This is a genomic window from Pseudomonas abietaniphila, from assembly GCF_900100795.1.
Classification (GTDB): Bacteria; Pseudomonadota; Gammaproteobacteria; order Pseudomonadales; family Pseudomonadaceae; genus Aquipseudomonas; species Aquipseudomonas abietaniphila.
The window spans coordinates 118,895-144,923 of the sequence record NZ_FNCO01000004.1; the positions used below are offsets into that span (position 1 = coordinate 118,895).

23 protein-coding genes and 1 pseudogene are annotated in these 26,029 nt (G+C 60.4%); 12 read left to right on the forward strand and 12 right to left on the reverse strand.

Annotation, left to right across the window (positions count from 1 at the left end; all coding sequences use genetic code 11):
* Positions 1–221: 221 nt before the first annotated feature.
* The 8 genes from BLS87_RS09705 (at position 222) to BLS87_RS09740 (ending at position 9,770) form a co-directional block, all read left to right on the forward strand.
* Complete coding sequence (locus BLS87_RS09705; RefSeq protein ID WP_074752273.1) at positions 222–2,156, forward strand: putative nucleotidyltransferase substrate binding domain-containing protein; 1,935 nt, start codon at positions 222–224, stop codon at positions 2,154–2,156.
* A gap of 10 nt (positions 2,157–2,166) precedes the next feature.
* The gene (locus BLS87_RS09710) at positions 2,167–2,886 is read left to right on the forward strand and encodes a 3'-5' exonuclease (protein WP_074752274.1); all 720 of its coding nucleotides are present in this window, start codon (positions 2,167–2,169) and stop codon (positions 2,884–2,886) included.
* Between the two features lie 488 nt (positions 2,887–3,374).
* Entirely contained in the window at positions 3,375–3,893 is a 519-nt protein-coding gene (locus tag BLS87_RS09715; RefSeq protein ID WP_074752275.1) for an RNA polymerase sigma factor, read from the forward strand.
* Positions 3,890–4,879 carry a FecR domain-containing protein gene (locus BLS87_RS09720; protein WP_074752276.1) on the forward strand — a complete coding sequence of 330 codons (990 nt, stop codon included), beginning with the start codon at positions 3,890–3,892 and terminating at the stop codon, positions 4,877–4,879. Before BLS87_RS09715 ends, BLS87_RS09720 begins: the two co-directional genes overlap by 4 nt.
* Before the next feature lie 300 nt (positions 4,880–5,179).
* Positions 5,180–7,636: a TonB-dependent siderophore receptor gene (locus BLS87_RS09725; RefSeq protein ID WP_074752277.1), complete on the forward strand. Its 2,457-nt coding sequence runs from the start codon at positions 5,180–5,182 to the stop codon at positions 7,634–7,636.
* Positions 7,637–7,718: 82 nt separating this feature from the next.
* Positions 7,719–8,852 carry a PepSY-associated TM helix domain-containing protein gene (locus BLS87_RS09730; protein WP_074752278.1) on the forward strand — a complete coding sequence of 378 codons (1,134 nt, stop codon included), beginning with the start codon at positions 7,719–7,721 and terminating at the stop codon, positions 8,850–8,852.
* Complete coding sequence (locus tag BLS87_RS09735) at positions 8,849–9,040, forward strand: hypothetical protein (RefSeq protein WP_074752279.1); 192 nt, start codon at positions 8,849–8,851, stop codon at positions 9,038–9,040. Before BLS87_RS09730 ends, BLS87_RS09735 begins: the two co-directional genes overlap by 4 nt.
* A gap of 100 nt (positions 9,041–9,140) precedes the next feature.
* Positions 9,141–9,770 carry a glutathione S-transferase family protein gene (locus BLS87_RS09740; RefSeq protein ID WP_074752280.1) on the forward strand — a complete coding sequence of 210 codons (630 nt, stop codon included), beginning with the start codon at positions 9,141–9,143 and terminating at the stop codon, positions 9,768–9,770.
* Positions 9,771–9,913: 143 nt separating this feature from the next.
* Here the strand turns inward: BLS87_RS09740 and rloA2 are convergent, their stop codons facing one another.
* Positions 9,914–10,414 (reverse strand): retropepsin-like aspartic peptidase RloA2, encoded by a 501-nt coding sequence (gene rloA2, locus BLS87_RS09745; RefSeq protein WP_074752281.1) that lies wholly within the window; start codon positions 10,412–10,414, stop codon positions 9,914–9,916.
* Positions 10,415–10,609: 195 nt separating this feature from the next.
* Here rloA2 and BLS87_RS09750 point away from each other — a divergent pair, with 195 nt between their 5' ends.
* Positions 10,610–11,503, forward strand: coding sequence for an acyltransferase (locus BLS87_RS09750; protein WP_074752282.1), 894 nt, complete (start codon positions 10,610–10,612; stop codon positions 11,501–11,503).
* Between the two features lie 263 nt (positions 11,504–11,766).
* Here the strand turns inward: BLS87_RS09750 and BLS87_RS33710 are convergent.
* From BLS87_RS33710 to BLS87_RS09760, 3 genes and pseudogenes are all read right to left on the reverse strand, one after another.
* Positions 11,767–11,919 (reverse strand): annotated as a pseudogene (locus BLS87_RS33710) (IS66 family transposase); the annotation flags it as partial.
* Between the two features lie 99 nt (positions 11,920–12,018).
* On the reverse strand, positions 12,019–12,990 hold the full coding sequence (locus tag BLS87_RS09755) for an AEC family transporter (RefSeq protein WP_244165822.1): 972 nt from the start codon (positions 12,988–12,990) through the stop codon (positions 12,019–12,021).
* Between the two features lie 66 nt (positions 12,991–13,056).
* Positions 13,057–14,163, reverse strand: coding sequence for a mandelate racemase/muconate lactonizing enzyme family protein (locus tag BLS87_RS09760; RefSeq protein ID WP_074752284.1), 1,107 nt, complete (start codon positions 14,161–14,163; stop codon positions 13,057–13,059).
* Positions 14,164–14,425: 262 nt separating this feature from the next.
* Between BLS87_RS09760 and BLS87_RS09765 the strand changes: the two genes are divergently transcribed.
* Positions 14,426–15,160, forward strand: coding sequence for a FadR/GntR family transcriptional regulator (locus tag BLS87_RS09765; protein WP_074752285.1), 735 nt, complete (start codon positions 14,426–14,428; stop codon positions 15,158–15,160).
* A gap of 109 nt (positions 15,161–15,269) precedes the next feature.
* Here BLS87_RS09765 and BLS87_RS09770 read toward each other — a convergent pair whose 3' ends face one another.
* Positions 15,270–15,824, reverse strand: coding sequence for a DUF2780 domain-containing protein (locus BLS87_RS09770; RefSeq protein ID WP_074752286.1), 555 nt, complete (start codon positions 15,822–15,824; stop codon positions 15,270–15,272).
* Between the two features lie 241 nt (positions 15,825–16,065).
* Between BLS87_RS09770 and BLS87_RS09775 the strand changes: the two genes are divergently transcribed.
* Both BLS87_RS09775 and BLS87_RS09780 read left to right on the forward strand, forming a co-directional pair.
* Complete coding sequence (locus BLS87_RS09775; RefSeq protein WP_074752287.1) at positions 16,066–16,704, forward strand: sigma-70 family RNA polymerase sigma factor; 639 nt, start codon at positions 16,066–16,068, stop codon at positions 16,702–16,704.
* Entirely contained in the window at positions 16,701–17,375 is a 675-nt protein-coding gene (locus BLS87_RS09780) for an anti-sigma factor (protein ID WP_074752288.1), read from the forward strand. Before BLS87_RS09775 ends, BLS87_RS09780 begins: the two co-directional genes overlap by 4 nt.
* Positions 17,376–17,381: 6 nt before the next feature.
* Here BLS87_RS09780 and BLS87_RS09785 read toward each other — a convergent pair whose 3' ends face one another.
* The 7 genes from BLS87_RS09785 to BLS87_RS09815 form a co-directional block, all read right to left on the reverse strand.
* Positions 17,382–17,978 (reverse strand): DUF1190 domain-containing protein, encoded by a 597-nt coding sequence (locus BLS87_RS09785; protein ID WP_167362047.1) that lies wholly within the window; start codon positions 17,976–17,978, stop codon positions 17,382–17,384.
* A gap of 262 nt (positions 17,979–18,240) precedes the next feature.
* Complete coding sequence (fdhA, locus tag BLS87_RS09790) at positions 18,241–19,440, reverse strand: formaldehyde dehydrogenase, glutathione-independent (protein ID WP_074752290.1); 1,200 nt, start codon at positions 19,438–19,440, stop codon at positions 18,241–18,243.
* A gap of 198 nt (positions 19,441–19,638) precedes the next feature.
* Entirely contained in the window at positions 19,639–20,496 is an 858-nt protein-coding gene (purU, locus tag BLS87_RS09795; protein WP_074752291.1) for a formyltetrahydrofolate deformylase, read from the reverse strand.
* Positions 20,497–20,621: 125 nt separating this feature from the next.
* Positions 20,622–21,254, reverse strand: coding sequence for a sarcosine oxidase subunit gamma (locus tag BLS87_RS09800; protein WP_074752292.1), 633 nt, complete (start codon positions 21,252–21,254; stop codon positions 20,622–20,624).
* A gap of 165 nt (positions 21,255–21,419) precedes the next feature.
* Positions 21,420–24,440: a sarcosine oxidase subunit alpha gene (locus tag BLS87_RS09805; RefSeq protein ID WP_074752293.1), complete on the reverse strand. Its 3,021-nt coding sequence runs from the start codon at positions 24,438–24,440 to the stop codon at positions 21,420–21,422.
* Positions 24,437–24,751 (reverse strand): sarcosine oxidase subunit delta, encoded by a 315-nt coding sequence (locus BLS87_RS09810; RefSeq protein WP_074752294.1) that lies wholly within the window; start codon positions 24,749–24,751, stop codon positions 24,437–24,439. The genes BLS87_RS09805 and BLS87_RS09810 overlap by 4 nt, the downstream gene beginning before the upstream one ends.
* Before the next feature lie 14 nt (positions 24,752–24,765).
* Positions 24,766–26,016, reverse strand: a complete 1,251-nt coding sequence (locus tag BLS87_RS09815) for a sarcosine oxidase subunit beta family protein (protein WP_074752295.1) — start codon at positions 26,014–26,016, stop codon at positions 24,766–24,768.
* Positions 26,017–26,029: the final 13 nt, after the last annotated feature.

A 26,029-nucleotide genomic window follows, 5' to 3' on the forward strand; every position in this document is an offset into this window, starting at 1 on the left:
GTCGACTCCCATTCTGACAGCGCAAACAGACCAAATACGCTGCACGCTTTGTCGGCTTCCTGCCAGGCCGCAACGGCCTCTACGCGGTGCACATCGACATGGTTTTACACCAGGGACCGATGGCCTCCAACGCCTTTTCAATCGCCTAAGACTTACGTCCAATGGGCACTGCCTGATAAGCGGTCGACCATGGAGCCATAAAAACAAGTGGTACCCCCGTCATGAGCAAAGCGGACGCTTTCACCCAGGCAGGCAAAACAGCCGTGTTGCAGAACGTTCACGGCACCATGCAATTCCTGCAAAAATTCCCGCCATTCAACCAGATGGAGCATGCGCATCTCGCGTACCTGGTTGAACAGTGCCAGCTGCGTTTCTACGCTACGGATGAGAGCATCATCAAGCCTGGCGATGGGCCAGTAGAGCACTTTTATATTGTGAAACAGGGTCGGGTGGTCGGTGAACGCCCACATTCGGCCAAAGGCGGCACTGAAACCACGTTTGAAATCACCACGGGCGAATGCTTCCCCCTGGCCGCTCTGCTGGGCGAGCGCGCCACGCGCACCGAGCACCTGGCAGCCGAGGACACGTTCTGCCTGCAGTTGAACAAACAGGCATTCATCAAGCTGTTCGCGCTCTCCAGCGCCTTCCGCGATTTCGCCCTGCGAGGCGTCAGCAGCCTGCTCGAACAGGTCAATCAGCAAGTAAAGCAGAAGGCCGTGGAAACCCTCGGCACGCAGTACTCGCTGAACACGCGTCTGGGTGAACTGGCGATGCGTCATCCCGTGACCTGTTCGCCCGAGACGCCGCTGCGTGAAGCCGTGAAGCTGATGGACGAGCAGCAGGTCGGCAGTATCGTGATCGTCGACGACGCCAAGGCGCCGCTGGGCATCTTCACACTGCGTGATTTGCGTCAGGTGGTTGCAGACGTGAACGCTGACTTCGGGCAGCCGATCAGGCTCAGCATGATTCAGGCGCCCTTCTATTTAAGCCCCGATGCCAGCGCGTTCGATGCCGCCATCGCCATGACGCAGCGGCACATCGCCCACGTGTGCCTGGTCAAGGATCAACGCCTGTGTGGCGTGGTGTCGGAGCGCGACCTGTTTTCCCTGCAACGGGTGGACCTGGTGCACCTGGCCCGAACCATCCGCAGCGCCCCGCGCATCGATTCGCTGGGCAATATGCGCGGCGACATCGTGCAATTGGTTGACCGCATGTTGGCCCATGGCGCGTCCTCGACCCAGATCACCCAGATCATCACGCTGCTCAACGACCACATGGTCTGTCGCGTCATCGAGCTGACGCTGGAGGAAAAAGGTGACCCCGGCATTCCCTTCAGCTGGCTCTGCTTCGGCAGTGAGGGCCGTCGCGAGCAAACGCTTTACACCGACCAGGACAACGGCATTCTGTTCGAGGCCAAAGACGCCGCTGAAGCCGCCGCCATCCGCGGCCGCCTGCTGCCGATAGCCGAGCGCATCAACCAGGGTCTGGCGTTGTGCGGCTTCGCGCTGTGCAAGGGGGGGATCATGGCCAGTAACCCCGAACTGTGCCTGTCGCGGGTTGAATGGGCGCGGCGGTTCGGTTCGTTAATTCGCGAGGCGACGCCGGAAAACCTGCTGTCCTCCAGCATCTATTTCGACTTGCGCGTGGTCTGGGGTGATGAAAGCGCTGGCGAGCAACTGCGGCAGAGCATTCTGGCGCAGGTGGGGGACAACAAACTGTTCCAGCGCATGATGGCCGACAACGCCTTGCGCCAGCGCCCGCCCGTAGGGCGCTTCAAGGATTTCGTGGTGGCGCGCAAAGGCAGCGATAAAGACACGCTGGACCTCAAAACTCAAGGCCTCACCCCCTTCGTGGACGGCGCGCGGCTCCTCGCGCTGGCTAACGGCGTGGGGGCCAACAACACGCTCGAACGCCTGCGTCAGCTGGTGGCCAAAGAAGTCATCGACCCACTGGACGGCGCGGCCTATGAAGAGGCCTATCACTTCATCCAGCAAACCCGGATGCAACAGCACCAACAACAGAGTCGACAGAACCTGCCCTATTCCAACCGCATCGACCCAGACGTGCTCAATCACCTGGACCGGCGGATTTTGCGTGAGTCATTCCGTCAGGCGCAGCGCCTGCAAACCAGCCTGACCGTGCGTTATCAACTTTAAGCGACAGACCATGAACCTGTTTCAGTGGCTAAAACCACCCAAGCGCGCAAAAGCGCCAGACCTTACACCCGAGCAACTGCGGCGCCTGAGCGAGCTGCCCCGCCCTGCGGCCCTGAATGAAAACCCGCTGCGTCAACAACGCTGGGTGGTGCTCGATCTGGAAACCAGCGGCCTGAACATGAGCCGTGACGAGGTGCTGTCCATCGGAGCGGTGGTCATCGAAGACGGCGCTATCGATTTTGGTCAACCCTTCGAGCGCACGCTGCTGCGCCACGATCACAAACTCAGCCCCAGCGTCTTGATTCACGGGCTGGGGCCGAGTGCGATTGCCGCGGGCAGTGAACCGGTCGAGGCGCTGCTGGACTTCATGGAGTTCGTCGGCGACAGCCCGTTGCTGGCGTTTCATGCACCGTTCGATCAACACATGATTGGGCGTGCCTTAAAGGAAAGCCTGGGGTATCGCCTGCAACACCCGTTTCTGGACGTGGCCGAGATCGCGCCGATGCTGTGCCCGCAGGCCTGTCTGCGTCAGGCAGGGCTGGATGACTGGACCGCCTTCTTTGGCTTGCAAGCCGAAGAACGTCATCACGCCAGCGCCGATGCACTGGTGACCGCTGAACTCGCGCTGATCCTGTTCAGCCATGCGCGAAAGCAGGCAATGGACAGCCCCGCACAGCTGGACCAATGCCTGGCCAAGTGGCGACGCAGGCAGCAGTCCCATTCGTTTTGAGCGGATGACGTTTTGTCCGGCTGGTTCACCACAGGCCCTTTGGGAGAGAGCGTGGTCTGGGCGGTATTCCGACGAATGTGGAGAATCAGCGCCATCAACGCTGACTTCCCCACCGCGTTCGTCCGAGTGCGGCCCAGACCCTCGTAACCTCCGACTGCTCCTACAGGTTTCTCGGCGTCACTCGGATTCGCGGCTGACACAGACTCTGTAGGAGCCAGCTTGCTGGCGAAGGCGTCATGTCAGCCGACGTCGTCATTGGCTGTCCCATCGCATTCGCTGCCCTCGTAACCTCGGACGTCTTACAGGTCACGCGTGGGTCCGATGCCTCGCGGATGACGCTCCCACAGGGACGTGCTCCAAATACAGCTTTTAATTCCCCCGCCCAAACCGTTCAGCCGCAGAGTGATAACGACCAATTGCCAGCATTCATTGGCTCTGACACAATCGCGAATAATTCTCGTTAGTTACTTTGTTCTCTTCGGTGCGTCGTGTCGTCACTTCATCGTCCTCAACATCAGCTTGTCGGAACGCTCTATCGCGACCATCGCAGCTGGTTGCTGGCTTGGCTGAAACGCAATGTTGCCTGCCCGCACCGTGCCGAAGACCTGAGTCAGGACACCTTCACACGCCTGCTTGGCCGGGAGCAATTGACCGAACCCCGTGAACCCCGGGCGTTTCTGGTTCAGGTGGCCAAAGGTTTGCTGTTCGACTACTTCCGTCGAGCGGCGCTGGAACAGGCCTATCTCACCGAACTGATGCTGATTCCGGAAGCCGAACAGCCTTCGCTGGAAGAGCAGCAACTGATCCTCGACGACCTCAAGGCCATCGACCGTTTGCTTGGCAAGCTGTCGAGCAAGGCGCGCGCGGCCTTTTTGTACAGCCGTCTGGACGGCATGGCCCATGCCGAAATTGCCGACAAACTCGGTGTTTCCGTGCCCCGCGTACGCCAGTATCTGGCTCAGGGCATGCGTCAGTGCTATGTCGCGCTGTACGGCGAACCGACATGAGCATCACCACCCGCCCGGTCTCCTCGCAAGTGCTCGACGCCGCCATCGCCTGGCAGTTATGCCTGGATTGCGGTCAGGGCAGCGAAGCGGAGCGCGAAGAATTCGCCAAGTGGTACGCCGCGAGTGAAGAACACGCCCGCGCCTGGATGCAACTCGGCATGCTCGACCAGCGCTTTGTCGGCACCACCGGCCCGGCGCGTTCCGCGCTGCTGCGTTCGCGGGAAGGTGTTGGCCGCCAGGTCCGCAAGCTCGGCCGCGGGGTTGCGGGTGTCGCCATCGCGCTGGGACTGACCCTGTTTCTCGGCGACCGTTATCTGCCGGTCAATTACTGGCTGGCGGATCTGCGCACGGCGACCGGCGAGCAACGCACGATTCGTCTGTCGGACAACACCCTGATTCGTCTCAATACCCACAGCGCAGTGGACGTGCGATTCGATGCAAAGCAGCGTCGGGTGGTTCTTCAAGACGGCGAAATCTTCGTGGAAACCGGCAGCCATAACGACCCAAGGCCGTTCATCGTCGAAACCGACGAAGGCAGCATGCGTGCGCTGGGGACGAAGTTTCTGGTCAAGCGCGAGGACAACGGGACGTTGCTGAGCGTCCTGCAGTCCGCCGTCGCGGCTCATCCGCAAGCCGCCGACACCGAAATGATCCTGCGTGAAGGCCAGCAAATGCTGATTCAGCGGCACAGCCTTGGCCCGATGGTTGCGCTCGCGCCCGGAACCGACGCGTGGATGCGCGGCATGCTGGTGGTGGATAACGCACCGCTCAAGGACGTGATCGCAGAGCTGGCCCGGTACCGTCAGGGCCATCTGGGCGTGGCGCCGGAAGTGGCGGATTTGCGGATCACCGGCAGCTTCCCGCTGAAAGACACCGACCTGGCCTTGAAGGCGTTGATGCCGACCCTGCCGGTTGAAATCGAGCAGCGCACGCATTGGTGGGTGACCGTGGTGGCGAGCGCAGCCAAGCCGGCCAGCAAGCTTTAGCGCTGTCACAGGTGAAAAGCTGTGGGAGCGAATTCATTCGCGAGACGGCGGGACGGTCGATAGATATTCATCGCCTGAAATACCTCATCGCGAATGAATTCGCTCCCACAGAGTGGACTTCCTCCAAAAAGCTGGATGGGTCTCCAGCTTCTCGGGGGCAATCCAGAGTGTCGCTCATGCATGAAGTCAAATCGCCCAGCCACAAAGTGTGAATCTAAATTATTTTCGATTAGCCCTATCACTTTCCCGATCTCGTCCGGCACATAGGCATTGAGAACACTTTCCACTCAGGAGCCGCCCATGTCCCGCACGCTTCAAACCCTTCTGCGACCGACCTTGCTCGCTGCCGCTGTCGCCCTTGCGACGCCGCTGGCCTGCACGCAACTGCTGGCGGCCTCTCAGGCGTCCAGCGTTCGGGCCTACAATCTGCCAGCGGCACCGCTGTCGACTACGCTGACGCAGATCGCCAGTCAGGCGGGCATAGCCCTGTCGCTGGACCCGTCGCTGGCCGCCGGCCGTACATCGGCCCCGGTCCAGGGCCAGTTCGACGCACCCGGCGCCATGGCGCAAGCGCTGCGTGGCACGGGTTTGCAGTTGAGCCAGACGCCTGCCGGCACTTACAGCCTGATCGCAGCACCTGAGGGCGTGATGGCACTGCCTGAAACCAGCATTCAGGGGCGTCAGGACGGTTTTGAAAGCGCGTGGGGACCGACCGAAACCTACGCCGCCACTCGCACCGCCTCCGGCACCAAAACCGACACGGCGCTGATTGAAGCGCCACGTTCGATCTCTGTCGCCACTCGTCAACAAATGGACGATCGCGCGGTCCAGAACCTCGACGATGCCGTGCGCTACATGCCTGGCGTTGTGGCCAGCAGCTATGGCAGCGACAGCCGCGCCGAGTGGTTGAAGGTGCGCGGCTTCGAGCCGACCCAGTTCCTCGATGGCCTGCCGCTGCCGAAGGGCGCCTACGTGATGCCGAAGATGGAAACCTGGGACCTGGACCGCGTCGCTCTGCTGCGCGGCCCGGCTTCTTCGGTGTATGGCCAGACGCCTCCGGGTGGCCTGCTGGACATGGTCAGTCGTCGTCCTGAAGCCCAGGCCAGCCATGAAGTTCAGGTTCAGGTGGACAGCTACAACCGCAAGCAGATCAGCTTCGACAGCACCGGCAAGATCGACGATGCCGACACCTTCGAATACCGCGTGAGCGGCGTGGTGCGCGACAGCGGCACGTCGGTCGAGCACATCGATGACAAGCGCTACAACATCGCCCCCAGCCTGACCTGGAACATCAACCCGGACACCAAGCTGACCTTGCTCAGCCAGTTCAACCGCGACGATACCGGCATCACCAGCCAGTTCCTGCCGATTCAGGGCACCAAGTACCCGTCGGCGGCCGGCGAGATTCGCTACCACAAAAATCTGGGCGATCCGGACTGGGAATTCTACGACAAGACCTATTACGCGCTGGGCTACGCCTTCGAAACCCGCCTGAACGATGTCTGGCAGTTCAAGCAGAACCTGCGCTATACCAAGAGCGATCTGTCGTTCCAGGGCATCACCGCCGGCGGTTACTACGGCTCGGTTGCAGATGACGGCACCGTGCAGCGCGGCGCCAACATCGTGAACGAGGACATCAGCCAGTTCGCGCTGGACAACAACTTCCAGGCCGACTTCGACACCGGCATCGTCAAGCACACCCTGCTGCTCGGTGCCGACTACCAGCGCGTCAACCACAACTACAAGTGGCAGTACGGCAGCGCGCCGACCAGCAACATCATCAACCCGGTGTACGGCCAGGACTTCAGCAACGTCGCCTACACCGCGTTCCAGAACTACAACCAGAAGACCGACGACTTTGGCGTGTATGTTCAGGATCAGCTGGCTTTGGACAAATGGCGCCTGACGTTGGGCGGTCGTCAGGACCTGCTCAAGACCAAAACGAAGTTCTACAACCTCGCTGACGAACGTGACGACCGCACCGACAGTGCCTTTACCGGCAACGCGGCGCTGAGCTACGTCTTCGATTCCGGCTTCACGCCTTACATCTCCTACGCCGAGTCGTTTCAGGCGGAACAAGGCGGTGCGGCAGACGTTACTACCGGTCAGAGCAACGCGTTCAAACCCGGCACGGGCAAGCAATACGAAGTGGGCCTGAAATATCAACCACCCGGCAGCGACATCATGTTCACCGCTGCGGCCTATGACCTGACCCGCAAAGACATCGTGCTCAGCGATACCTTCGGCACATCGCGTCCGCTCGGGGAAGCCAAGGTCCGTGGTTTCGAACTGGAAGCGGTGGGTAACGTCACTGAAAACCTGAAAGTGACGGCTTCCTACACCTACGCCAACAGCAAAATGACCAAGGTCACCGATCCGCTGGACAAAAACCGTCCACTGCCACTGACGCCGGAAAACGCCGCCTCTATCTGGGGTGACTACACCTGGCACACCGGCGTGCTCGACGGGTTCGGTGTCGGGTTCGGTGCGCGTTACATCGGCGAAACCGAAAACATTGCCATCGGCAGCTATGGTTTCGTGGCCAACCCGAACTACGGCCACAGCAACGCTTACACCGTCTATGACGCTGCGGTTCATTACGACCTCGGCCGTCTGAACAACTCGCTCAAAGGCGTGAGCGTGTCGGTCAACGCCAACAACGTCTTCGACAAGGAATACATTTCCACCTGCGACGGCTTCTATTGCTACTACGGCGATCGTCGAAGTGTGCTCGCAAGCGTGGATTACAAATGGTAATGGTTTAAACTCTCATTTCTGAAAACAAGGGCCGCTCTTAACAGCGGCCCTTTTAGCTTTCGTTCAACCCGGTATTTGCCCCATGAAGAGCCAAACCATCCGCCGCTGGTCGTTCATCCACACGTGGAGCAGCCTGATCTGCACGCTGTTCCTGCTGATGCTTGCCATCACCGGTGTGCCGCTGGTGTTCCACCACGAGATCGAGGAGCTGACGGGTGGGGCACCGGTCCTCAAGGAAATGCCCGCCAATACGCCGCGCATGGACCTGCAGCAACTGGTGAAAGCCGCCCAAGCGCATCGTCCGGGCGAAGTGGTGCAGTATTTCAGCTGGGACGAAGACGAGCCCAACGGCATGTATGCCTTCATGGGCAAAACGGCGGGTGGCGATCCCAACGACACGCACACCTTCATGCTCGACGCGCGCAGCGGCGAGGCGGTGGAAACCCCATCGGCCAACGGCGGTTTCATGAACATCATGCTGCGTCTGCACGTGGACATGTACGCAGGACTGCCCGGCAAGCTACTGCTGGCCTTCATGGGCCTGCTCTTTGTGTTAGCGATTATTTCGGGTGTGGTGTTGTACGCCCCGTTCATGCGCCGACTGGATTTCGCCACCGTGCGGCCGAACAAATCGACCCGGGTGCGCTGGCTTGACCTGCACAACCTCATCGGCGTCGTCACCTTGACCTGGGCCTTTGTCGTCGGCTTGACCGGCGTGCTCAATGCCTGCGCCGACCTCGTGATCGCGCAATGGCGTAACGATTCGCTGGCCGCGATGGTTGCCCCCTATCGCGATGCGCCACCACTGACGGAGCGCGCACCGGCAACCGACTTGCTGCGCATCGCGCAGACCACCGTTCCGGGCTCGGAGCCATCGTTCATCGCGTTCCCCGGTTCTCGGTTTTCCAGCGAGCACCACTACGCGGTCTTCATGAAGGGCAACACGCACCTGACCTCACACTTGCTGACGCCCGTGCTGATCGATGCCGAAACCCTGAACGTAACCGCGATCGTCAGCAGCCCTTGGTACATGGACGCGTTGCTGCTCTCGCAACCGCTGCACTTCGGCGATTACGGTGGCATGCCGATGAAAATCCTCTGGGGCATTCTCGACGTGCTGACCATCATCGTCCTGGGCAGTGGCGTCTATCTGTGGTGGGTGCGCCGTCGCGCCGCAGCAACCGTCAACGTGCCTCAAGCGGTGGAAGCGGCATGACAAGGCACAAAAAGCACCCGGCGTTCTGGAAAACCTTCGCCAAGCCAACCTGGATCGCACTCCTGACCGCCATCGGCCTGTTCGCCGCGCTGCTGGGCGATGGCGCGTGGGATGTTCTTGCCTGGGTGGGCATGGCGATTCCAGCGTGGCTGAGCATCAAGGGGTTGATGGTGCGCCGCAGGATTTAATGGCGCCAATCGCGTCGGCCGTTCGGCCCGTTGCGGCCGGACATTGCGCAGCGCTCTGGGCCTGACTAGTCTAAGGGCCGGTTCGACCAGAGGAATGCCCATGTCTGCTCCCAGCATGACGCTGTACTACAACGCGGCTTCGCCTTTCGCGCGCAAAGTGTTGATTCTGCTGCACGAAACAGGACAGACAGGACGGGTCAATTTCAAACCGGTCAATGTCACCCCGGTCAATCCTCACCCTGAGGTGTGCCACGACAATCCGTGCGGAAAAATCCCGGCGCTCTGCTTGGCCGACGACAATGTCCTACACGACAGTCGGGTGATCCTCGATTATCTCGACCACCAGCATGTTGGCAATCCTTTGATTCCACGCGACGGCTCAGCACGCTGGAGACGCCTCACGCTGGCGTCCCTGGCGGACGCCGTGCTGGATGCCGCGGTGCTGAACCGCTACGAAACCTTCCTGCGGCCCGAAGAGAAGCGCTGGGACGAATGGGTCGATAACCAGAGCGAGAAAATTTCCCGCTCGTTGGCCTATTTCGAAACCGAAGCGGTCACCGAGCTAAGTGCGCACTTCGACATCGCGTCGATCAGCCTGGCCAGCGCGCTCGGTTACCTCGACTTCCGCCAACCCAATCTGGGCTGGCGCAGCCGCTACCCGCGCCTTGCCAACTGGTATTACGAAGTCAGCCAGCGTCCGTCGATGCTGGAGACCCAGCCACCTGCGTGAATCCCGCAGACTCGCCTGATTTCCCTGTGGGAGCGAATTTATTCGCGAGACGCCGGGACGGTCGATCAATATTCATCGGATGTACCACCGCATCGCGAATGAATTCGCACACAGTTGATCAGCGTCGCCCCTTGGGCCTTCTATCAGCACTCCGGTTTGTCGGCGGTATAACGACGCGCCGGGTTCACCGCTGCGCCGAACTCGCGCAAGGCTTTGGCACCGATCAGCAGCGGGTAGTTGAAGTGGCTGCGGTCGACCAGGTTGACCTCGACGGTACGCTTGACGTTGCCCAGGCACAGTTCCAGGTCCACCACCGGGCGTTTGGTCGGGTCGACCGGTTCATCGTCGTCCTCGCCATCGGAGCGGCCTTTGATACGGCTGATGCGCGACACTTTGTGCTCGTAGACCTTGTTGTCGGCATCCTTGGTGGCCAGGCGGAAACGCACCCAGTCGTCGCCATCACGTTTGAACAGTTCGATATCCTTGGCCGAGAGCGACGCCGTGAGGGCGCCGGTGTCCATTTTCGCCTTGAAGGTCTCGCCAATTTCAGAGACCTGAATGTATTCATAGCGACCATACAACGTCGGTTCGGCGGCCATGACGGGCAACGCCAGCAGGGACAGAAGCGCCAGAAGGGATTTCACGTAACAGATTCCTCGCAATGAATGGGCGTCGCACGGGCCCGATTTTAGACCGCAACTTTGCCGTTCGTTCGCTCACTAAGGTAGAACACGATCCTACGGCCCCGCGCGTGAAACATTTGTGAGCGACCGCTGGATTTGGCTCTCGGGGCATAGCTGCTTATCATTGCCAGCCCTTTTCATGACCACGAGTGATTTATGCGTCACCTGCTCACCGGTATGGCTGTCACGCTGCTGTTGTTGCTCAATACCCTGGTGCTGTTCGGCCCGCTGATGGTCTTCGCGCTGCTCAAACTGGTGTTCCAGAGCGAACTGCGCGACCGCTGCTCGTGGGCGGTGATGTGGATTGCCGAGACCTGGGTCGAGATCAACAAGCTGATCTTCAAGCTGTGCATCCCGACGCGCTGGGAAATCAGCGGCCACGAGGGACTGCGCGGCGACACGTCTTATCTGGTGATCAGCAACCATCAATCGTGGGTGGACATCCCGGCGCTGGTCCAGGCGCTGAATCGTCGCACGCCATTTTTCAAATTCTTCCTGAAGAAAGAACTGATCTGGGTACCGTTCCTGGGGCTGGCGTGGTGGGCGCTCGATTATCCGTTCATGAAGCGCTACACCAAAGCGTTCCTGGCGAAACACCCGGAGCTCAAAGGCAAGGATCTGGAGATCACCAAAGAAGCGTGCGAGCTGTTCAAGCGCCAGCCGGTCACGGTGGTGAACTACCTGGAAGGCACACGCTTTACCCCGGTCAAACACGCCGAACAGGCCTCGCCCTATCGCTACCTGCTCAAGCCCAAAGCAGGCGGTGTGGCGTTTGTTCTTGCCGCTTTGGGTGAGCAACTGGACGCGGTGCTCGACGTGACAGTGGTCTACCCCGGCGCCCGTATTCCCGGCTTCTGGGACCTGATTTCAGGTCAGGTGCCACGGGTGATCATCGACATCCAGACCTGCGAACTCGACCCCGCGCTATGGCAAGGCGATTACGAGAACGACCCGGTGTTTCGCGTGTATGTGCAGGAATGGGTGAATCGGTTGTGGGTTGAGAAAGATGCGCGGATACAGGCGTTGCAGGGAGAACGGACAAGCGGCTGATTCTTTTCAGGCGCGCGCCGAAGACCTTGTTCATGTCGCCCAAGTCAACTCAGCCTTGATCGCCTTGCCCGCTGTCACTGTCACTGTCACTGTCACTGTCACTGTCACTGTCACTGTCACTGTCACTGTCACTGTCACTGTCGATACGCTACTCAAACCTGAAAACAAAGCAACCCTGACCAAAATCCTTACCTGTTACGGCACCTGACAAGTGCCAGGTATCCTCACTAGCTAGAATCGGCCCACTGTAGACTCATCGTGTGCCGTGCATGGGCCATGCAGCCGATCTCGGTAACCCAACTCAAAACCTGCCTTGCAGCCAGTGAAGTCGTCGCAAACCAACTCGCCATTCCCGCTGCAAGGATGTTTCGGGCATGTTCGTCTGGGCAGCTCGGGCTGAAGCCGTAAACGAGCGCCGCCGATCAGAGAACGGCCCGGCGGTATAGGCCAGACGTACACGCCTTTTCAACATGATCGACACGAGTGCCTCATACCCCGCCGTTCGGGATCAGCAGTCAGGCTGCGGCCAGTCCTCCATCAATCAGGTAAATCGCGAAAGAAAAAGTCACGATCGACAGCACTGTACTGACCAGGATGGAGGTCGCGGCTTCACTCTGATAGGCGCCGGTCTGATTCGCGAACATCGCCGGGATAGTCGCCGACGGAAGCGCGCAAAGCAGGATCATCTGTTGGGCGTAAATCCCATGGGTGCCCATCACCACAGTGGCGGCGAACATCAACACGGGGTGAACAAACAGTTTGAGCCCAAGGTTGCCCCACACCTCACCCGACATTTTCAGTCTCTCGGACGACATGATCAGCCCCAGGCACAGCAGGGAAACACCAGGCGTTGCCTTACCGAGAAGATTGAGTGACTCCACAGCAATCGGCGGCAGCTTGAACTGCAGCAGCGAAATCAGAATGCCAAGAGCCGGTGCCCACATCAGCGGACGGCGTACCGCTCCCGACAGGCTCGACACGAACGCCTGGGTGCCACTGCCTTTTCCATCGGCGATAGTCAGCAGCATGGTTGTCAGCGGGATCATCGCAAGGCTCGCGACCAGGTTCAGCACCAGCACCGAATAAATGCTGCCGGCTCCGTACATTGTCGCGAGGATCGGGATGCCCATAAAGGCGGCGTCCGGGTACCCGTTGACGAAGCCCTTGAGTGTTGCGACCTTGAGATTGCGCGTGGTGAACCAGCCAATTGCCAGCGCGATCGCATACATGCCCATGATGCCGATAAACGTGGCCGCTACGAATTTGAAGTCAAAGAGCTGTTCACGAGGCGTGCTCGCCATCCCGACAAATAGCAGTGCCGGGAAAATCCATCCGAGTACCAGCCGACTGATCAGCAGGCTGTCCGAATGAGTGAGCCGGCCCCGCTTGCCAGCGATGTAGCCAAGCGCGATCACAAAGGCGACGGGCAAAATCGGCCCTACGATTCTGTCTAACATGTGCTCAATCCTCGTATTTATTTTTATCAAGAATGTCGTCGTGGCTGATCGATGCCGAAACGGCGGTGGTCGCGTTGGCGTCGATCAAGTGGTCGGTTAGGGTTTGAAGCGGTAGTCTCGAATGACGTCCTGGTCCGGCTCGATTCCAAGCCCCGGCCCTTGCGGCACGTCGATGCGGCCGTTACGCGGGATGATTGCGTCGCCATAGAGTTGTGCTTCGAGATCGAAGTAACGCCACTCGACCAGAGACTTCGCACCCCCCAGGGCGGCACTGCCATGCACGGCGGCCAACAGGCCCGGGCCGTCATAAAAGGCGTGAACCATCACGGTGACGCCATGGGCATTGGCCAGCGCATATACTTTTTGCAGTTCGGTGATGCCGCCCATTTTTGCCGGGCTGGGCTGGATGAAATCGACCGCGCCAGCCTCAAGCAGATGCTGGAAGTCCATCAGCGTCGACGCATTCTCGCCAGCCGCAACCGGAATCCCGCCGTGCTGGCGTACCCGTGCAAGGCCCGCATAGTCTTCCGGCGGCCACACCGGTTCTTCAATCCAGCGCAGGTTCAACGGGCGCAGTTTCTCGGTCATATCCAGTGCTTCACGCACCGACCACGGGGCGTTGACGTCGAGGGTGATCTCCACGCCGGGGCCTGCGGCTTCGCACGCGGCGCGGATGACGTCTGGGTTCACTTCATGCAGCTTGAGATGACGGAAACCACTGTTGACCGCGCGCTGCACATTGACCCGAATCAGTTCAGGGTCGGCATAGCGGATCAAGCTTGCATAGGCCGCGAGCGAAGTGGCTTCGCTGCCACCCAGGAGTTGGTAGATCGGTTTGCCAGCCGCTTTGCCGGCGATATCCCACAGCGCGATGTCAATGGCCGAGAGGCCATAGATGAACGCGCCACTGCGACCGAAGACGTGGAACTTCTTTTGCAGGTCGCCCTGCAATTTCTCGCGCCGCGTGACATCAGTGCCGATCATTTCGGGCGCCAGGATCGTGTCGATCACGACCTTCACTGCCGGTATCGCGGTGAAGCCAAAGGTTTCGCCCCAGCCGACGATCCCCTCGTCCGTGGTGACTTTAACCACCAAGGAATCGACCATCTGCAGGTCTTTCGGCCCCCACACCCCGCCGGCCGATGGACCGCCCGTAGTGAAGGGAATCCGAAGCGGAATAGTTTCGATGCTGGCAATTTTCATAGGGCCTCGCCTCAAGCAGGTTGCGTGGAAGGCGCGGCGATTTTCTGAGTTCGCCCGTGCCAGGTTGAGGCTAACGTACACGACGTCCTGTTGTCCTTCAACTGAACAACATGCGCCTCTCGCAGGCTCCGAGTCTAAAATCTACTCAACTAATTGTTTTATATGGATTTTAATTCTTATTACCAATACGAAATTCAGTTTTAACTGTTGGGAACAAGTCTTCTGATGTAGATTAAGAAGACAAGCGGAAGGATGAAAAAGAATGAGTGAAATGAATGTTCAACCCGTGGCGCGGCGACCTCATCTGGCTGAGCACATCGCCCGCTCACTGAGCGATGAGATTGCGTCTGGACGGTTGCGTCCCGGAGACCGCCTGCCCACTGAACAGTTTCTTTCGCAAAATTTCGGGGTAAGCAGGAACGTCGTACGGGAAGGGATCGCGACGCTTCGAGCGCAGGGTCTGATCCAGTCACGTCAGGGCGTGGGCGTGTTCGTCTCCGCGGCGCCCCAATCGGAGGAGCCTTCCACGCAGCGCAAGCCCACGTCTTTGCTGGACGGTGACAATACGATTCGCAACATGTTCGAAGTGCGGGCCGTACTGGAAAGCCAGGCTGCCGCGCTTGCGGCGACGCACATGACGGCTCACAAGCTGAAAATGATCCAGGCTGCGGTCCTGCGAATGCAGTACGAAGGCGAACCGACGCTGGACACCGTGAACGCCGACCTCGACTTCCATCGGGCCGTGGCCGCAGCATCTGGCAATGACTATCTCGAGACGATGATTCGCACGGTGCTCGAACCGATGCGGGCGCTGATCACCATGAACTTTGCGCGACGAGGCCCGGTGTTCAGCAATATTCCACATGCAGCACGCGGTGAGCATGAGGAGCTTGTGCAGGCGTTGACTGACCGGAATGCAGCGGCGGCACGTCAGATCATGGGGCAGCATATCGTCATTGCAGCATCCCGATTCGGCTACGACATTGCTTTCTTTTAATGTCGATCAGCAGATGGCAGTTGTCTCGTTATCCTACAAGAGAGCTTTCATTCCTGCCTGATACCTGGCCCTTATACCCGGCCGATCATGCCTGCTGTGCGTCAAAGCATTACTTGGCGCCCCACACCCCGCTCAGCGCCGACAACGCCGAACCGCTTGCGCCCTGCTGACCCAGGTATTGCAGGATCACCGGTACAAACTGGCTGACCATGCCGCTGTCCATCCCCAGCGCACCGAAGGCCTTGTTCACGTCGCCCATGCTTTGCACATTGCCCAGCGCGCTGCTGATAGCCGAGTTGCCGTTGCCAGAGCTGCCGCCGAGCATGCTGCCCAGACCGCCGAGGCTACCCAGTGCGGTAGTGCCCGACAGTTGATCGAGGCCCGGCACTGACTGGGTCAGGCTGGAGTAGTCATTGCCGGCCAGTTTGTTCTTGGCCAGTCCCAACAATGCGCCGGTTCCGCCTACCGCTTGTTGCGGCGTGACGTTCAGTTGTGTGCCCAGCGTGTTGAGCAGCCCGGCAGCTTCCGGGGCGGCGGTGGCTTTCTGTTGTCCGCCTGTGGCGCCGGAAACGGCGTTAGCCGCATCGTTCAGGTTGAAGGCGAAGACCGGTGATGCTGCAAGCGCCATCAAAGTCGCCAGTGCAGCGCCGCGTGTGTTTTTCATTGAAACCTTCATTGAACCCACCTCATTTGCCAGAGAACCGGCCATGGCCGGGTAAACACGCGTTGGACCCTTATGCAGAGATAAGTTCCAAAGGCCCAGCCTTCACCGCACCTGAGAAATAGATGCGCCGGCCTGCATCCACTTTATAGGCGGGCAACGTATCCCCTGCATGAGCCGCAAGGGTCGCGACTGCGTCGCCTGACAGGCGGTGGATTTCCCATTTCTCGGACGAGTAAAAAAGGTGAATGGAACTGCGGCTCAACCTGGACTAACCTGCCAGCATTCGGGCGACCAGCGGGGTCGTCGTCGTTTTCATGTCTGGAGAGTGCCCATTTCTTCTGTCGACGCCGATGAACTCCGGCAACTGCTGGCTCAGTGTTCACTGGGTAACCGCCGCGCTTTCGAAAGCCTCTACCGCAAGGTTTCGGGACACTTGTTTGCCGTGGCCCTTCGCTGCATGGGGCACCGCGACCAGGCTGAGGACGTGGTGCAGGAAGCCTTCGTGCGGATCTGGAACAGCGCCTCTCAGTACGATGCCAACCTCTCGGCGCCGATGACCTGGATGGTCAGCATCACGCGCAACAAGGCGATCGATCAGTTACGCAAACACCGCGAAGAGCCGCTGACCGACGAACAGGCCCAGGCGCTGTTCGATCAGGCACCTTCCGCGCACGAGCAAATGGAAAGCCACCGGGATGCCAAAGCACTGCAGCACTGCCTCGACACTCTCGAAGGCATGCAGCGTCAGTCGATCATCACCGCGTACTTCCATGGCGCATCCCACGGTGATCTGGTGACACAGCTGGCCGCGCCGCTGGGCACGGTCAAATCGTGGATACGCCGAGGCATGGAACGTCTGCGCAGGTGCCTCGAATCATGAACTATCGCCAACCCGAACTGCGCCGCGCACTGGCTGCCGATTACGCCATCGGCCTGATGCCCTCGACCGCTCGCAGACGCTTTGAAACCCTGCTGCTGGATGATCCGACACTGCGTGCGGAAGTGGCTCAATGGCAGGAAAACCTGGTCGGCTTGACCACATCCCTTGAGCCTCAACCGGTCCCTGGGCGGGTATGGCAACACATCCTCGCGAGGATCGAACCGCAGCGCCTGCACGTGCCGGAAAAACGGCCGTTCTGGAGCTGGATGCGCGTTACTGCGGTGGCCTGCACGCTGGTCGTCGCCGTCATCGTCGGCGTGATCTATAACCGTGACACGCCTGCCTTCAACGCCACGCTGGTCGCGTCCAACCAGCAACCGGCGCTGACGGTGCAAGCCTTTGACCGTTATCTGAACGTCGAGCCGGTCACCGTAGCGTCTGTGGAAACCGGTCGCAGTCTTGAACTGTGGGCCATTCCGGTAGATGGCGTTCCGGTGTCGCTGGGCGTCATCCCGGACAACGGAAAAGGCCGTGTCGAGCTGAACGAAAGCCAGCGCAAATTGCTCGGGACACAGACCACAATGGCGATCACGCTGGAACCCAAAGGTGGCTCGCCATCGGGCAAACCGACCGGGCCGGTTCTGTACAAAGGGCAGTTGGCATCGTTGTGACGCCGGTCACGGTACAGCGACGTCAATCAGCCTTTGTGGCTCGAAGAGCCGGGCAAGCTGACGCGTCCAGAGCGCCGACCCTGCCCGGAGAGGCGGGCGTCGGCTGAACACGTTGGCGAATTGTTCTCCATTGCGCAGCTTCTCACGCAGGCTCGTGAGCCTGAGTCCGCCTTGATGATCGCGCTCCCAGTAAAGCGGCTCGCTGAAATACCGCACCCGGGTCGCCACTTCCGGCGACGCTTTGATCCCCTGAAGATTCTGCCACCAGGACCTGTCCACGGGCGTTTTCTGCGCCTGGCGATGGGCGTGCAACGACGAGGGTGGCAGTCGTGCGTGGGTAATCAGCGAGAAACCGGACAGCCAAGGCGCCCATAAATGAGAGGCGCCACTGACAAAACATTCGCCCGGTGCAAAATCAGCCTCGCAGTCCTCTTGTTGACGGTACGCCGGTGCGATCCGGACATGCTGCCGATAAGCGGAGCGATACCCCGACTGACACACCTGCTTGGGAATACCCGCCCACATGCAAGCATTGGCATTCTCGAAGAACGCGGTGGAAGAAATCCAGCGCTGCGCATCCGGCCCCAGCTCGTCACTCGCCAATCCGGCGGGCACCACAAAAAAACACACCCCGATCCACACGAAAACCAATGTCTGTAGCGCCCGCATCAACATGTATTGCCCACGACCTGAAAAAAACCGGGCGGACAAATAGCACGCAGAACCGACGCTCGATACAAGCGGGGTCGTAAGTCAAAATTTCCTTTCTAAATTGCAGAAATGCCCTACGCGGTTCACTGCAACAGCTTACGACAGACACAAAAAAAGCGACCCGGAGGTCGCCTTTTTCTTGTCCCTTACGGCATCAAGCCGCGCTGAACAGCTTGTGTGGGTCGATCACAAATTTCTTCGGTACGCCCGCATCGAATTCGCCGTAGCCACGCGGTGCGTCGTCCAGACTGATCACCTGCACGCCGACCACTTCCGCGATGTTGATGCGGTCCCACATGATGGCTTGCATCAGTTGGCGGTTGTACTTCATGACCGGGGTCTGGCCGGTGTGGAAGCTGTGGGATTTCGCCCAGCCCAGGCCGAAGCGGATGCTCAGGCTGCCCATTTTGGCGGCAGCGTCGACCGCACCTGGGTCTTCGGTGACGTACAGGCCGGGGATACCGATCTTGCCGGCAACACGCACCACGCCCATCAGCGAGTTGAGCACGGTGGCCGGAGCTTCCGCCTTGACGCCAGCATGACCGTGACCACGGGCTTCGAAGCCCACGGCATCGACGGCGCAGTCCACTTCAGGCTCGCCCAGCAGTGCGGCGATCTGTTCGTGCAGCGGAGTGTCCTTAGACAGGTCGGCGATTTCGAAGCCTTGGGCTTTGGCGTGCGCCAGGCGAACAGGGTTGACGTCACCGACGATAACCACCGCAGCGCCCAGCAGACGCGCCGAAGCAGCAGCGGCCAGACCCACAGGACCGGCACCTGCGATGTACACCGAGCTGCCCGGGCCGACGCCGGCCGTCACTGCACCGTGGTAACCGGTTGGCAGAATGTCCGAGAGACAGGTCAGGTCGCGGATCTTTTCCATCGCCTTGTCACGATCAGGCAGTTTGAGCAGGTTGAAGTCGGCATAGGGCACCAGCACGTATTCGGCCTGGCCACCGGTCCAGTCGCCCATGTCGACATAGCCATAAGCGCCGCCAGGACGGGCCGGGTTGACGGTCAGGCACACGCCGGTGTGTTGTTCTTTGCACGAGCGGCACAAGCCACAGGCGACGTTGAACGGAACGGATACCAAATCGCCGATCTTCAGGTTTTCGACGCCGCTGCCCATTTCGATCACCTCACCGGTGATCTCATGGCCCAGAACCAGGCCGACCTGGGCCGTGGTACGACCGCGGACCATGTGCTGGTCAGAGCCGCAGATGTTGGTGGATACCACGCGCAGGATGACGCCGTGCTCAATCTTCTTGCCGCGCGGGTCCTGCATTTTTGGATAGTCAATTTTCTGTACTTCGACCTTGCCTGCGCCGAGATACACCACACCACGATTACCAGACATGCTTTCACCTCGCTGAATTGTTTTTATGGATGCAGCTGTGTAACGGAGAAATGCGTTGCTTGGTGTTGCTGCAACGCACTGGTTGCTCTGGTTTGAATTCGTTCATCGGCCCTGTAAGAGCGCTTGCCCGCGACCCAGACGGCGCGGTGTATCAGACAGACCGCGTCCGCGTTCATCGCGGGCAAGCGCGCCTACAGGTCAAAGCACTACAGTCCTGTTGGCGTTCAGGAACACACGCCGTTCAATGTGATACCCCACCGCCCGGGCCAGGGTCAGGCCTTCGATGTCGCGGCCCTTGGCGATCAGGTCCTCGGGGTAGTGACTGTGGTCCACCACCTCGACGCCCTGGGCGATGATCGGACCTTCGTCCAGATCGTTGTTGATGTAATGCGCGGTCGCACCGACCAGTTTCACGCCTTTGTTGTAGGCCTGGTGGTAAGGCTTGGCGCCCTTGAACCCAGGCAACAACGAGTGATGAATATTGATCGCGCGGCCGTCGAGCTTGCGGCACAACTCCGGCGACAGCACCTGCATGTAGCGGGCAAGCACCACCAGTTCAGCCCCTGTGTCTTCGATCACCTGCATCACCTTGGCTTCCTGCGAAGGCTTGTCGTTGGGGTCGAGGGGGAAATGGTAGTAGGGAATGTCGTGCCAGCGCGCCAAAGGTTCGAGATCAGGGTGATTGGACACCACCGCGACGACATCCATCGACAGCTGGTTGATGCGCTGACGGTAGAGCAGGTCGTTTAGGCAGTGATCGGCCTTGGAGACCATGATCACGACTTTTGGCCGGTAGTTCGGCGCCGTCAGCTCGAAGATCATGCCGAACGCTTCACCCCGTTCAGCCAGGCCTGCCCGAAAAGAGGCCTCATTGAAGCCATCAGGCTGACGGAATTCGACACGGATGAAAAAACGGCTGGAGAGCCGGTCATCGAACGAATGGTGCTCGGTGACGTAGCAGCCCTGCTCGAACAGGTAACGCGTCACCGCGTCCACCGTGCCCAATACGCTCGGGCAGTCGGCAGTCAAAATCCAGGTATCGGGGGCGCGGCTCATAGTTATTCCTCGGATCGTTCCCACGCTCTGTGTGGGAATGCAGTTCAGGACGCTCAGCGTCCTTCACATGGGACGCGGAGCGTCCCGGGATGCGTTCCCACGCGGAGCATGGGAACGATCAGTGCTTACGCCGCGACGCCCAGGCCGTACTCAGCGCTCGCGTCCTGCAGCCACAGCCACCAGTAATCGGCGAAGCTGCGGCGGATGACCAGTTCCCAGGTCTCTTCGCCGGTACGACGGATGACCAGTTGCGACTTGGCGAACACGGTACCGACGGCCTTGCCCACCGGGAAGTTGCTTGGGTGGACGTCATAGCTGGTGGACTTCATCAGCACTTCACGGACGTTCGGGCCGGTCAGCTCCAGCAGCGATTGACCGCCACTGACGTTGACCACCTGAATGTGCAGGCCGGCCAGCGCTTCACGCAGCTTCTGTTCGGCCGCGAACTCTTCGCCGGTCGGTACGATCAGTAGCCACTCATCCGGGCCCATCCATTGAATCGAGCTTTCACCACTGGTCACCAGCGCCAGTGCGCCCGGCAGTTCCATGCCCAGCGCCTTGTGCACGCCAGCGGCGAACGCTGGATCGTGGGCATCGCCACGAATAGTCAGGTGGCCCAGCAATTTTTTCTCGCGCAGCACCACACCCGGGTTGGTGCGGCCTTTGCCAACCAGGCTTTTCAGGTCGGCGTGAAACAGAGGTGACTCGACTTTGACGTCGGTCGTGGGCCGCTGTTGGTAAACGTTGGCTGTGGTCATAGAGCACCTGTTTTGAATTCTGTTGTGTTGCCGAAGCGCCTCACTGCAGGAGCGCGCTTGCCCGCGAATGCGCTGTGTCAGTCACCATTGATGTATTCGATCTGACGCATTCGCGGGCAAGCGCGCTCCTACAGGTCAAAACCGTGGGAGCGAACTTTCGCCCTCTTACTCCACGTTCTGCCGGTCACCCTTCGGATCGAAGAACACCGAGGACACGATTTCCGCCTCGATCACCGAGCCATCAGCCTGTGGCGAGAACACACGCTCGCCCATGCGCTTCAGACCGCCCTTCACCACGCCCATCGCGAACGAGTAACCCAGCGAGTTGGCCGCGTAGCTCGACGTCACGTGACCGACCATGGTCATTGGAATCGACTGCTTCGGATCGAACACCAGTTGCGCGCCTTCCGGCAGCCACTTGTTCGGGTCGACAGGTTTCAGGCCCACCAGCTGCTTACGCTGATCACGCACGCAGTCTTCACGGTTCATGCCGCGCTGGCCGATCCACGAGAACGGTTTGGTGCGACCCACACACCAGCCCATGTTCAGGTCGTCCGGGGTCATCGAGCCGTCGGTGTCCTGACCCACGATGATGAAACCCTTCTCGGCACGCAGTACGTGCATGGTCTCGGTGCCGTAAGGCGTCAGGTTGTACTTCTTGCCCGCCTCGGCGATTTTTTCCAGAACGCCCATGGCGTAGTCGGCCTGGATGTTCACCTCGTAGGAAAGCTCACCGGTGAACGAGATCCGGAATACGCGAGCCGGTACGCCACCGACCAGACCTTCTTTCCAGGTCATGAACGGGAAGGCTTCACGCTCCAGATCGATGTCGGTCACTTCGCTGAGCAGCTTACGGCTGTTCGGGCCCGACAGGGTCAGGGTCGCGTAGTGGTCGGTCACGGAGGTGAAGTACACCTTCAGGTCCGGCCATTCGGTCTGCTGATAGATTTCCAGCCATTGCAGCACGCGTGCGGCGCCGCCCGTGGTGGTGGTCATGATGAAGTGGTTGTCGGCGACGCAGGCCGTCACACCGTCGTCGAAGACCATGCCGTCTTCTTTACCCATCAGGCCGTAACGCGCCTTGCCCACGTCGAGCTTGGTCCAGGCGTTGGTGTAGATGCGGTTCAGGAACTCACGGGCATCCGGACCTTGAATGTCAATCTTGCCCAGGGTCGAGGCGTCCAGCAGGCCGACGCTGTCGCGCACGGCTTTGCATTCGCGGCGAACGGCGGCATGGATGTCTTCACCGGCTTTCGGGAAATACCAAGGACGTTTCCACTGACCGACGTCTTCGAATTCGGCGCCGTTCTTGACGTGCCAGGCGTGCAGCGCAGTGAAGCGCACAGGCTCGAAGATGTGACCGCAGTGACGACCGGCTACCGCGCCGAAGGTCACCGGGGTGTAGTTCGGGCGGAACATGGTGGTGCCCATCTCAGGAATCGAGACGTTCAGCGAACGGGCCGCGATGGCCAGACCGTTGACGTTACCCAGCTTGCCCTGATCGGTGCCAAAGCCCAGCGCGGTGTAGCGCTTGACGTGCTCGACCGATTCGAAGCCTTCGCGGGTCGCCAGTTCGATGGCGGCGGCGGTGACGTCGTTCTGCAGGTCGACGAACTGTTTCGGCGCACGGGACGTGCCCTTCTCGTGCGGCACCTGGAACAGCGCCAGAGTCGGTTCTTCGACGCGGCTCAAGGCCTTCGGCATGACGCCTTCGACCAGTTGGAAACCGGCTTCGCTGGCGGCACGAACACCCCCTTCAAAACCGTCGGCCAGCGAGTCAGCCAGTGCGTAGACGCCGTTCACACCACCGACGCAAACACGCTTCTGAGGTGCTTCACCCGGTACGAAACCCAGAATCTCTTCACGCCAGACCGGCTTGCCGCCCAAATGGGACGCCAGGTGAACGATCGGGCTGTAACCGCCGGAGCTGGCGATCAGGTCGCAGTCGAGCCATTCACCAGGGCTGGTCACCTTATGCGCTTTGACATCGATGGCCGCAACGCGAGCACCGGTGACGCGCTTGCTGCCACGGGCCTCGATCACGGCGCTGCCGGTGAGGATGCGGATGCCTTTGGCACGCGCCTCTTCAACCAGTGCGCCACGCGGGTTGTGACGGGCGTCAGCAACCGCGATGACTTGCAGACCGGCGTCGAGCCAGTCCAGCGCAACGCGGTAGGCGTAGTCGTTGTTGGTCGACAGCACCAGCTTCTTGCCCGGCGCCACGCCATAACGGCGAACGTAGGTGGAAACGGCACCGGCCAGCATGTTGCCCGGCACGTCATTGTTGCCGTAAACCAGCGGACGCTCGTGAGTACCGGTGGCCAGCACGACACGCTTGGCGCGGACGCGGTGCATGCGCTGACGCACCTGGCCGATCGGCGCACGGTCACCGAGGTGATCGGTCAGGCGCTCGTGAATGGTCAGGAAGTTGTGGTCGTGGTAGCCGTTCACGGTAGCGCGCGGCAGCAGGATCACATTGGACAGGCCTTTGAGCTCGGCAACGACCGTGGCCACCCACTCCGCCGCTGGCTTGCCGTCCAGGCTCTCGCGGGAATCCAGCAAACTGCCGCCGAACTCTTCCTGTTCATCAGCCACGATCACGCGAGCACCGCTGCGCGCAGCTGCCAGTGCAGCCGCCAGACCCGCTGGGCCTGCGCCGACCACCAGCACGTCGCAGTGGTGGTTCATGTTGTCGTAGGTGTCCGGATCGATTTCGGTCGGCGAACGACCGAGACCGGCCGCCTTACGAATGTACTTCTCGTAGGTCATCCAGAACGATTGCGGGTACATGAAGGTTTTGTAGTAGAAGCCCGGTGGCATCAGCTTGCCGCCGACCTTGCCGAGAATGCCCATCATGTCGGTGTTCACGCTCGGCCAGCCGTTGGTGCTGGTGGCGACCAGGCCCGAGTACAGCGCTTGTTGGGTCGCGCGCACGTTCGGGATCTGGGTGGCTTCGGTCGCGCCGATTTGCAGGACGGCGTTCGGCTCTTCGGAACCGGCCGCGAAGATCCCGCGAGGACGTGAGTATTTGAAGCTACGGCCGATGATGTCGACGCCGTTGGCCAGCAGGGCTGCGGCGAGGGTGTCGCCTTCAAAGCCTTGGTAGGTCTGACCGTTGAAGCTGAAGTTCAGGACCTTGCTGCGGTCGATGCGGCCGCCATTGGGCAGACGATTGGACTGGCTCATACCTTGTCTCCCTTCCCGACGGCTGGAACCTTGTTGACGAATTGCGGCTTGGTGCCAATCGGATAGGTTTCGAGAATTTCGTAAGTCACGGTGTCACGCGTGGCGTTGAAGTACTGACGGCAACCGGCGGCGTGAATCCACAGTTCGTGGTGCAGGCCTCGCGGGTTGTCGCGGAAAAACATGTAGTCGCCCCACTCTTCGTCGGTGCAGGCAGCCGGGTCCAGTGGACGCGGGATGTGAGCCTGACCTGACGCGTGGAATTCCTCTTCGGAGCGCAGTTCGCCACAGTGAGGACAGAAGATGTGCAGCATAGGAATTTCTCCTGTTAGTGGGCGACGGCAGCAGCGCCGTGTTCGTCGATGAGGGCGCCGTTGTGGAAACGGTCGATGGAGAACGGCTTGGCCAGCGGGTGCATTTCGCCTTTCGCCAGGCTCGCAGCGAAGACGTTGCCCGAACCCGGAGTCGCCTTGAAGCCACCGGTGCCCCAACCGCAGTTGAAGAACATGTTCGGCACAGGCGTCTTGGAGATGATCGGGCACGCATCCGGCGTGGTGTCGACGATGCCGCCCCACTGACGGTTCATGCGCACGCGCGACAGCACCGGGAACATCTCGACGATGGCCTGAATGGTGTGTTCGATAACCGGGTACGAACCGCGCTGACCGTAGCCCACCCAGCCGTCGATACCGGCGCCGATCACCAGGTCGCCCTTGTCGGACTGGCTGATGTAGCCGTGCACGGCGTTGGACATGATCACGCTGTCGATAATCGGTTTGATCGGCTCGGACACCAGCGCTTGCAGCGGGTGGGATTCGATCGGCAGACGGAAGCCCGCCAGCTTGGCCATGTGACCCGAGTTACCGGCGGTCACCACACCGACGCGCTTGGCGCCGATGAAGCCTTTATTGGTTTCAACGCCGATGCACACGCCGTTTTCCTTACGGAAGCCGGTCACCTCGGTTTGCTGGATCAGGTCCACGCCCAACGCGTCGGCGGCGCGGGCAAAGCCCCAGGCCACGGCGTCGTGACGCGCGACACCGCCGCGACGTTGAACCGTCGCGCCGATGATCGGGTAGCGGGTGTTCTTCGAGCAGTCCAGGTACGGGATTTCTTCGGCCACTTGCTTGCCGTTGAGCAGCTCGCCGTCCACGCCATTCAGGCGGTTGGCGCTGACACGACGCTCGGAATCACGCATGTCCTGCAGGGTGTGGCACAGGTTGTACACGCCGCGCTGGGAGAACATGACGTTGTAGTTCAGGTCCTGAGACAGGCCTTCCCATAGTTTCATCGCGTGTTCATACAGGTGAGCGGACTCGTCCCACAGGTAGTTGGAACGCACGATGGTGGTGTTACGGGCCGTGTTGCCGCCGCCCAACCAGCCCTTTTCGACCACGGCCACGTTGGTGATGCCGTGCTCTTTGGCCAGGTAGTAAGCCGTCGCCAGACCATGACCGCCGCCGCCGACGATGACCACGTCGTAGACTTTTTTCGGGGTCGGCGTGCGCCACATGCGCTGCCAGTTTTCGTGGTGGCTGAGGGAGTGTTTGAAGAGGCCGAAGCCTGAGTAATGTTGCATGGTGCTACTCCTG

Bases quoted from the DNA above. Each gene is read 5' to 3' on its own strand.
- BLS87_RS09705 (WP_074752273.1), top strand. From the start codon at position 222: ATGAGCAAAGCGGACGCTTTCACCCAGGCAGGCAAAACAGCCGTGTTG.
- BLS87_RS09710 (WP_074752274.1), top strand. From the start codon at position 2,167: ATGAACCTGTTTCAGTGGCTAAAACCACCCAAGCGCGCAAAAGCGCCA.
- BLS87_RS09720 (WP_074752276.1), top strand. From the start codon at position 3,890: ATGAGCATCACCACCCGCCCGGTCTCCTCGCAAGTGCTCGACGCCGCC.
- BLS87_RS09725 (WP_074752277.1), top strand. From the start codon at position 5,180: ATGTCCCGCACGCTTCAAACCCTTCTGCGACCGACCTTGCTCGCTGCC.
- BLS87_RS09730 (WP_074752278.1), top strand. From the start codon at position 7,719: ATGAAGAGCCAAACCATCCGCCGCTGGTCGTTCATCCACACGTGGAGC.
- BLS87_RS09735 (WP_074752279.1), top strand. From the start codon at position 8,849: ATGACAAGGCACAAAAAGCACCCGGCGTTCTGGAAAACCTTCGCCAAG.
- BLS87_RS09740 (WP_074752280.1), top strand. From the start codon at position 9,141: ATGTCTGCTCCCAGCATGACGCTGTACTACAACGCGGCTTCGCCTTTC.
- BLS87_RS09750 (WP_074752282.1), top strand. From the start codon at position 10,610: ATGCGTCACCTGCTCACCGGTATGGCTGTCACGCTGCTGTTGTTGCTC.
- BLS87_RS09760 (WP_074752284.1), bottom strand. From the start codon at position 14,163: ATGAAAATTGCCAGCATCGAAACTATTCCGCTTCGGATTCCCTTCACT.
- BLS87_RS09765 (WP_074752285.1), top strand. From the start codon at position 14,426: ATGAGTGAAATGAATGTTCAACCCGTGGCGCGGCGACCTCATCTGGCT.
- BLS87_RS09770 (WP_074752286.1), bottom strand. From the start codon at position 15,824: ATGAAAAACACACGCGGCGCTGCACTGGCGACTTTGATGGCGCTTGCA.
- BLS87_RS09780 (WP_074752288.1), top strand. From the start codon at position 16,701: ATGAACTATCGCCAACCCGAACTGCGCCGCGCACTGGCTGCCGATTAC.
- fdhA (WP_074752290.1), bottom strand. From the start codon at position 19,440: ATGTCTGGTAATCGTGGTGTGGTGTATCTCGGCGCAGGCAAGGTCGAA.
- purU (WP_074752291.1), bottom strand. From the start codon at position 20,496: ATGAGCCGCGCCCCCGATACCTGGATTTTGACTGCCGACTGCCCGAGC.
- BLS87_RS09800 (WP_074752292.1), bottom strand. From the start codon at position 21,254: ATGACCACAGCCAACGTTTACCAACAGCGGCCCACGACCGACGTCAAA.
- BLS87_RS09805 (WP_074752293.1), bottom strand. From the start codon at position 24,440: ATGAGCCAGTCCAATCGTCTGCCCAATGGCGGCCGCATCGACCGCAGC.
- BLS87_RS09810 (WP_074752294.1), bottom strand. From the start codon at position 24,751: ATGCTGCACATCTTCTGTCCTCACTGTGGCGAACTGCGCTCCGAAGAG.
- BLS87_RS09815 (WP_074752295.1), bottom strand. From the start codon at position 26,016: ATGCAACATTACTCAGGCTTCGGCCTCTTCAAACACTCCCTCAGCCAC.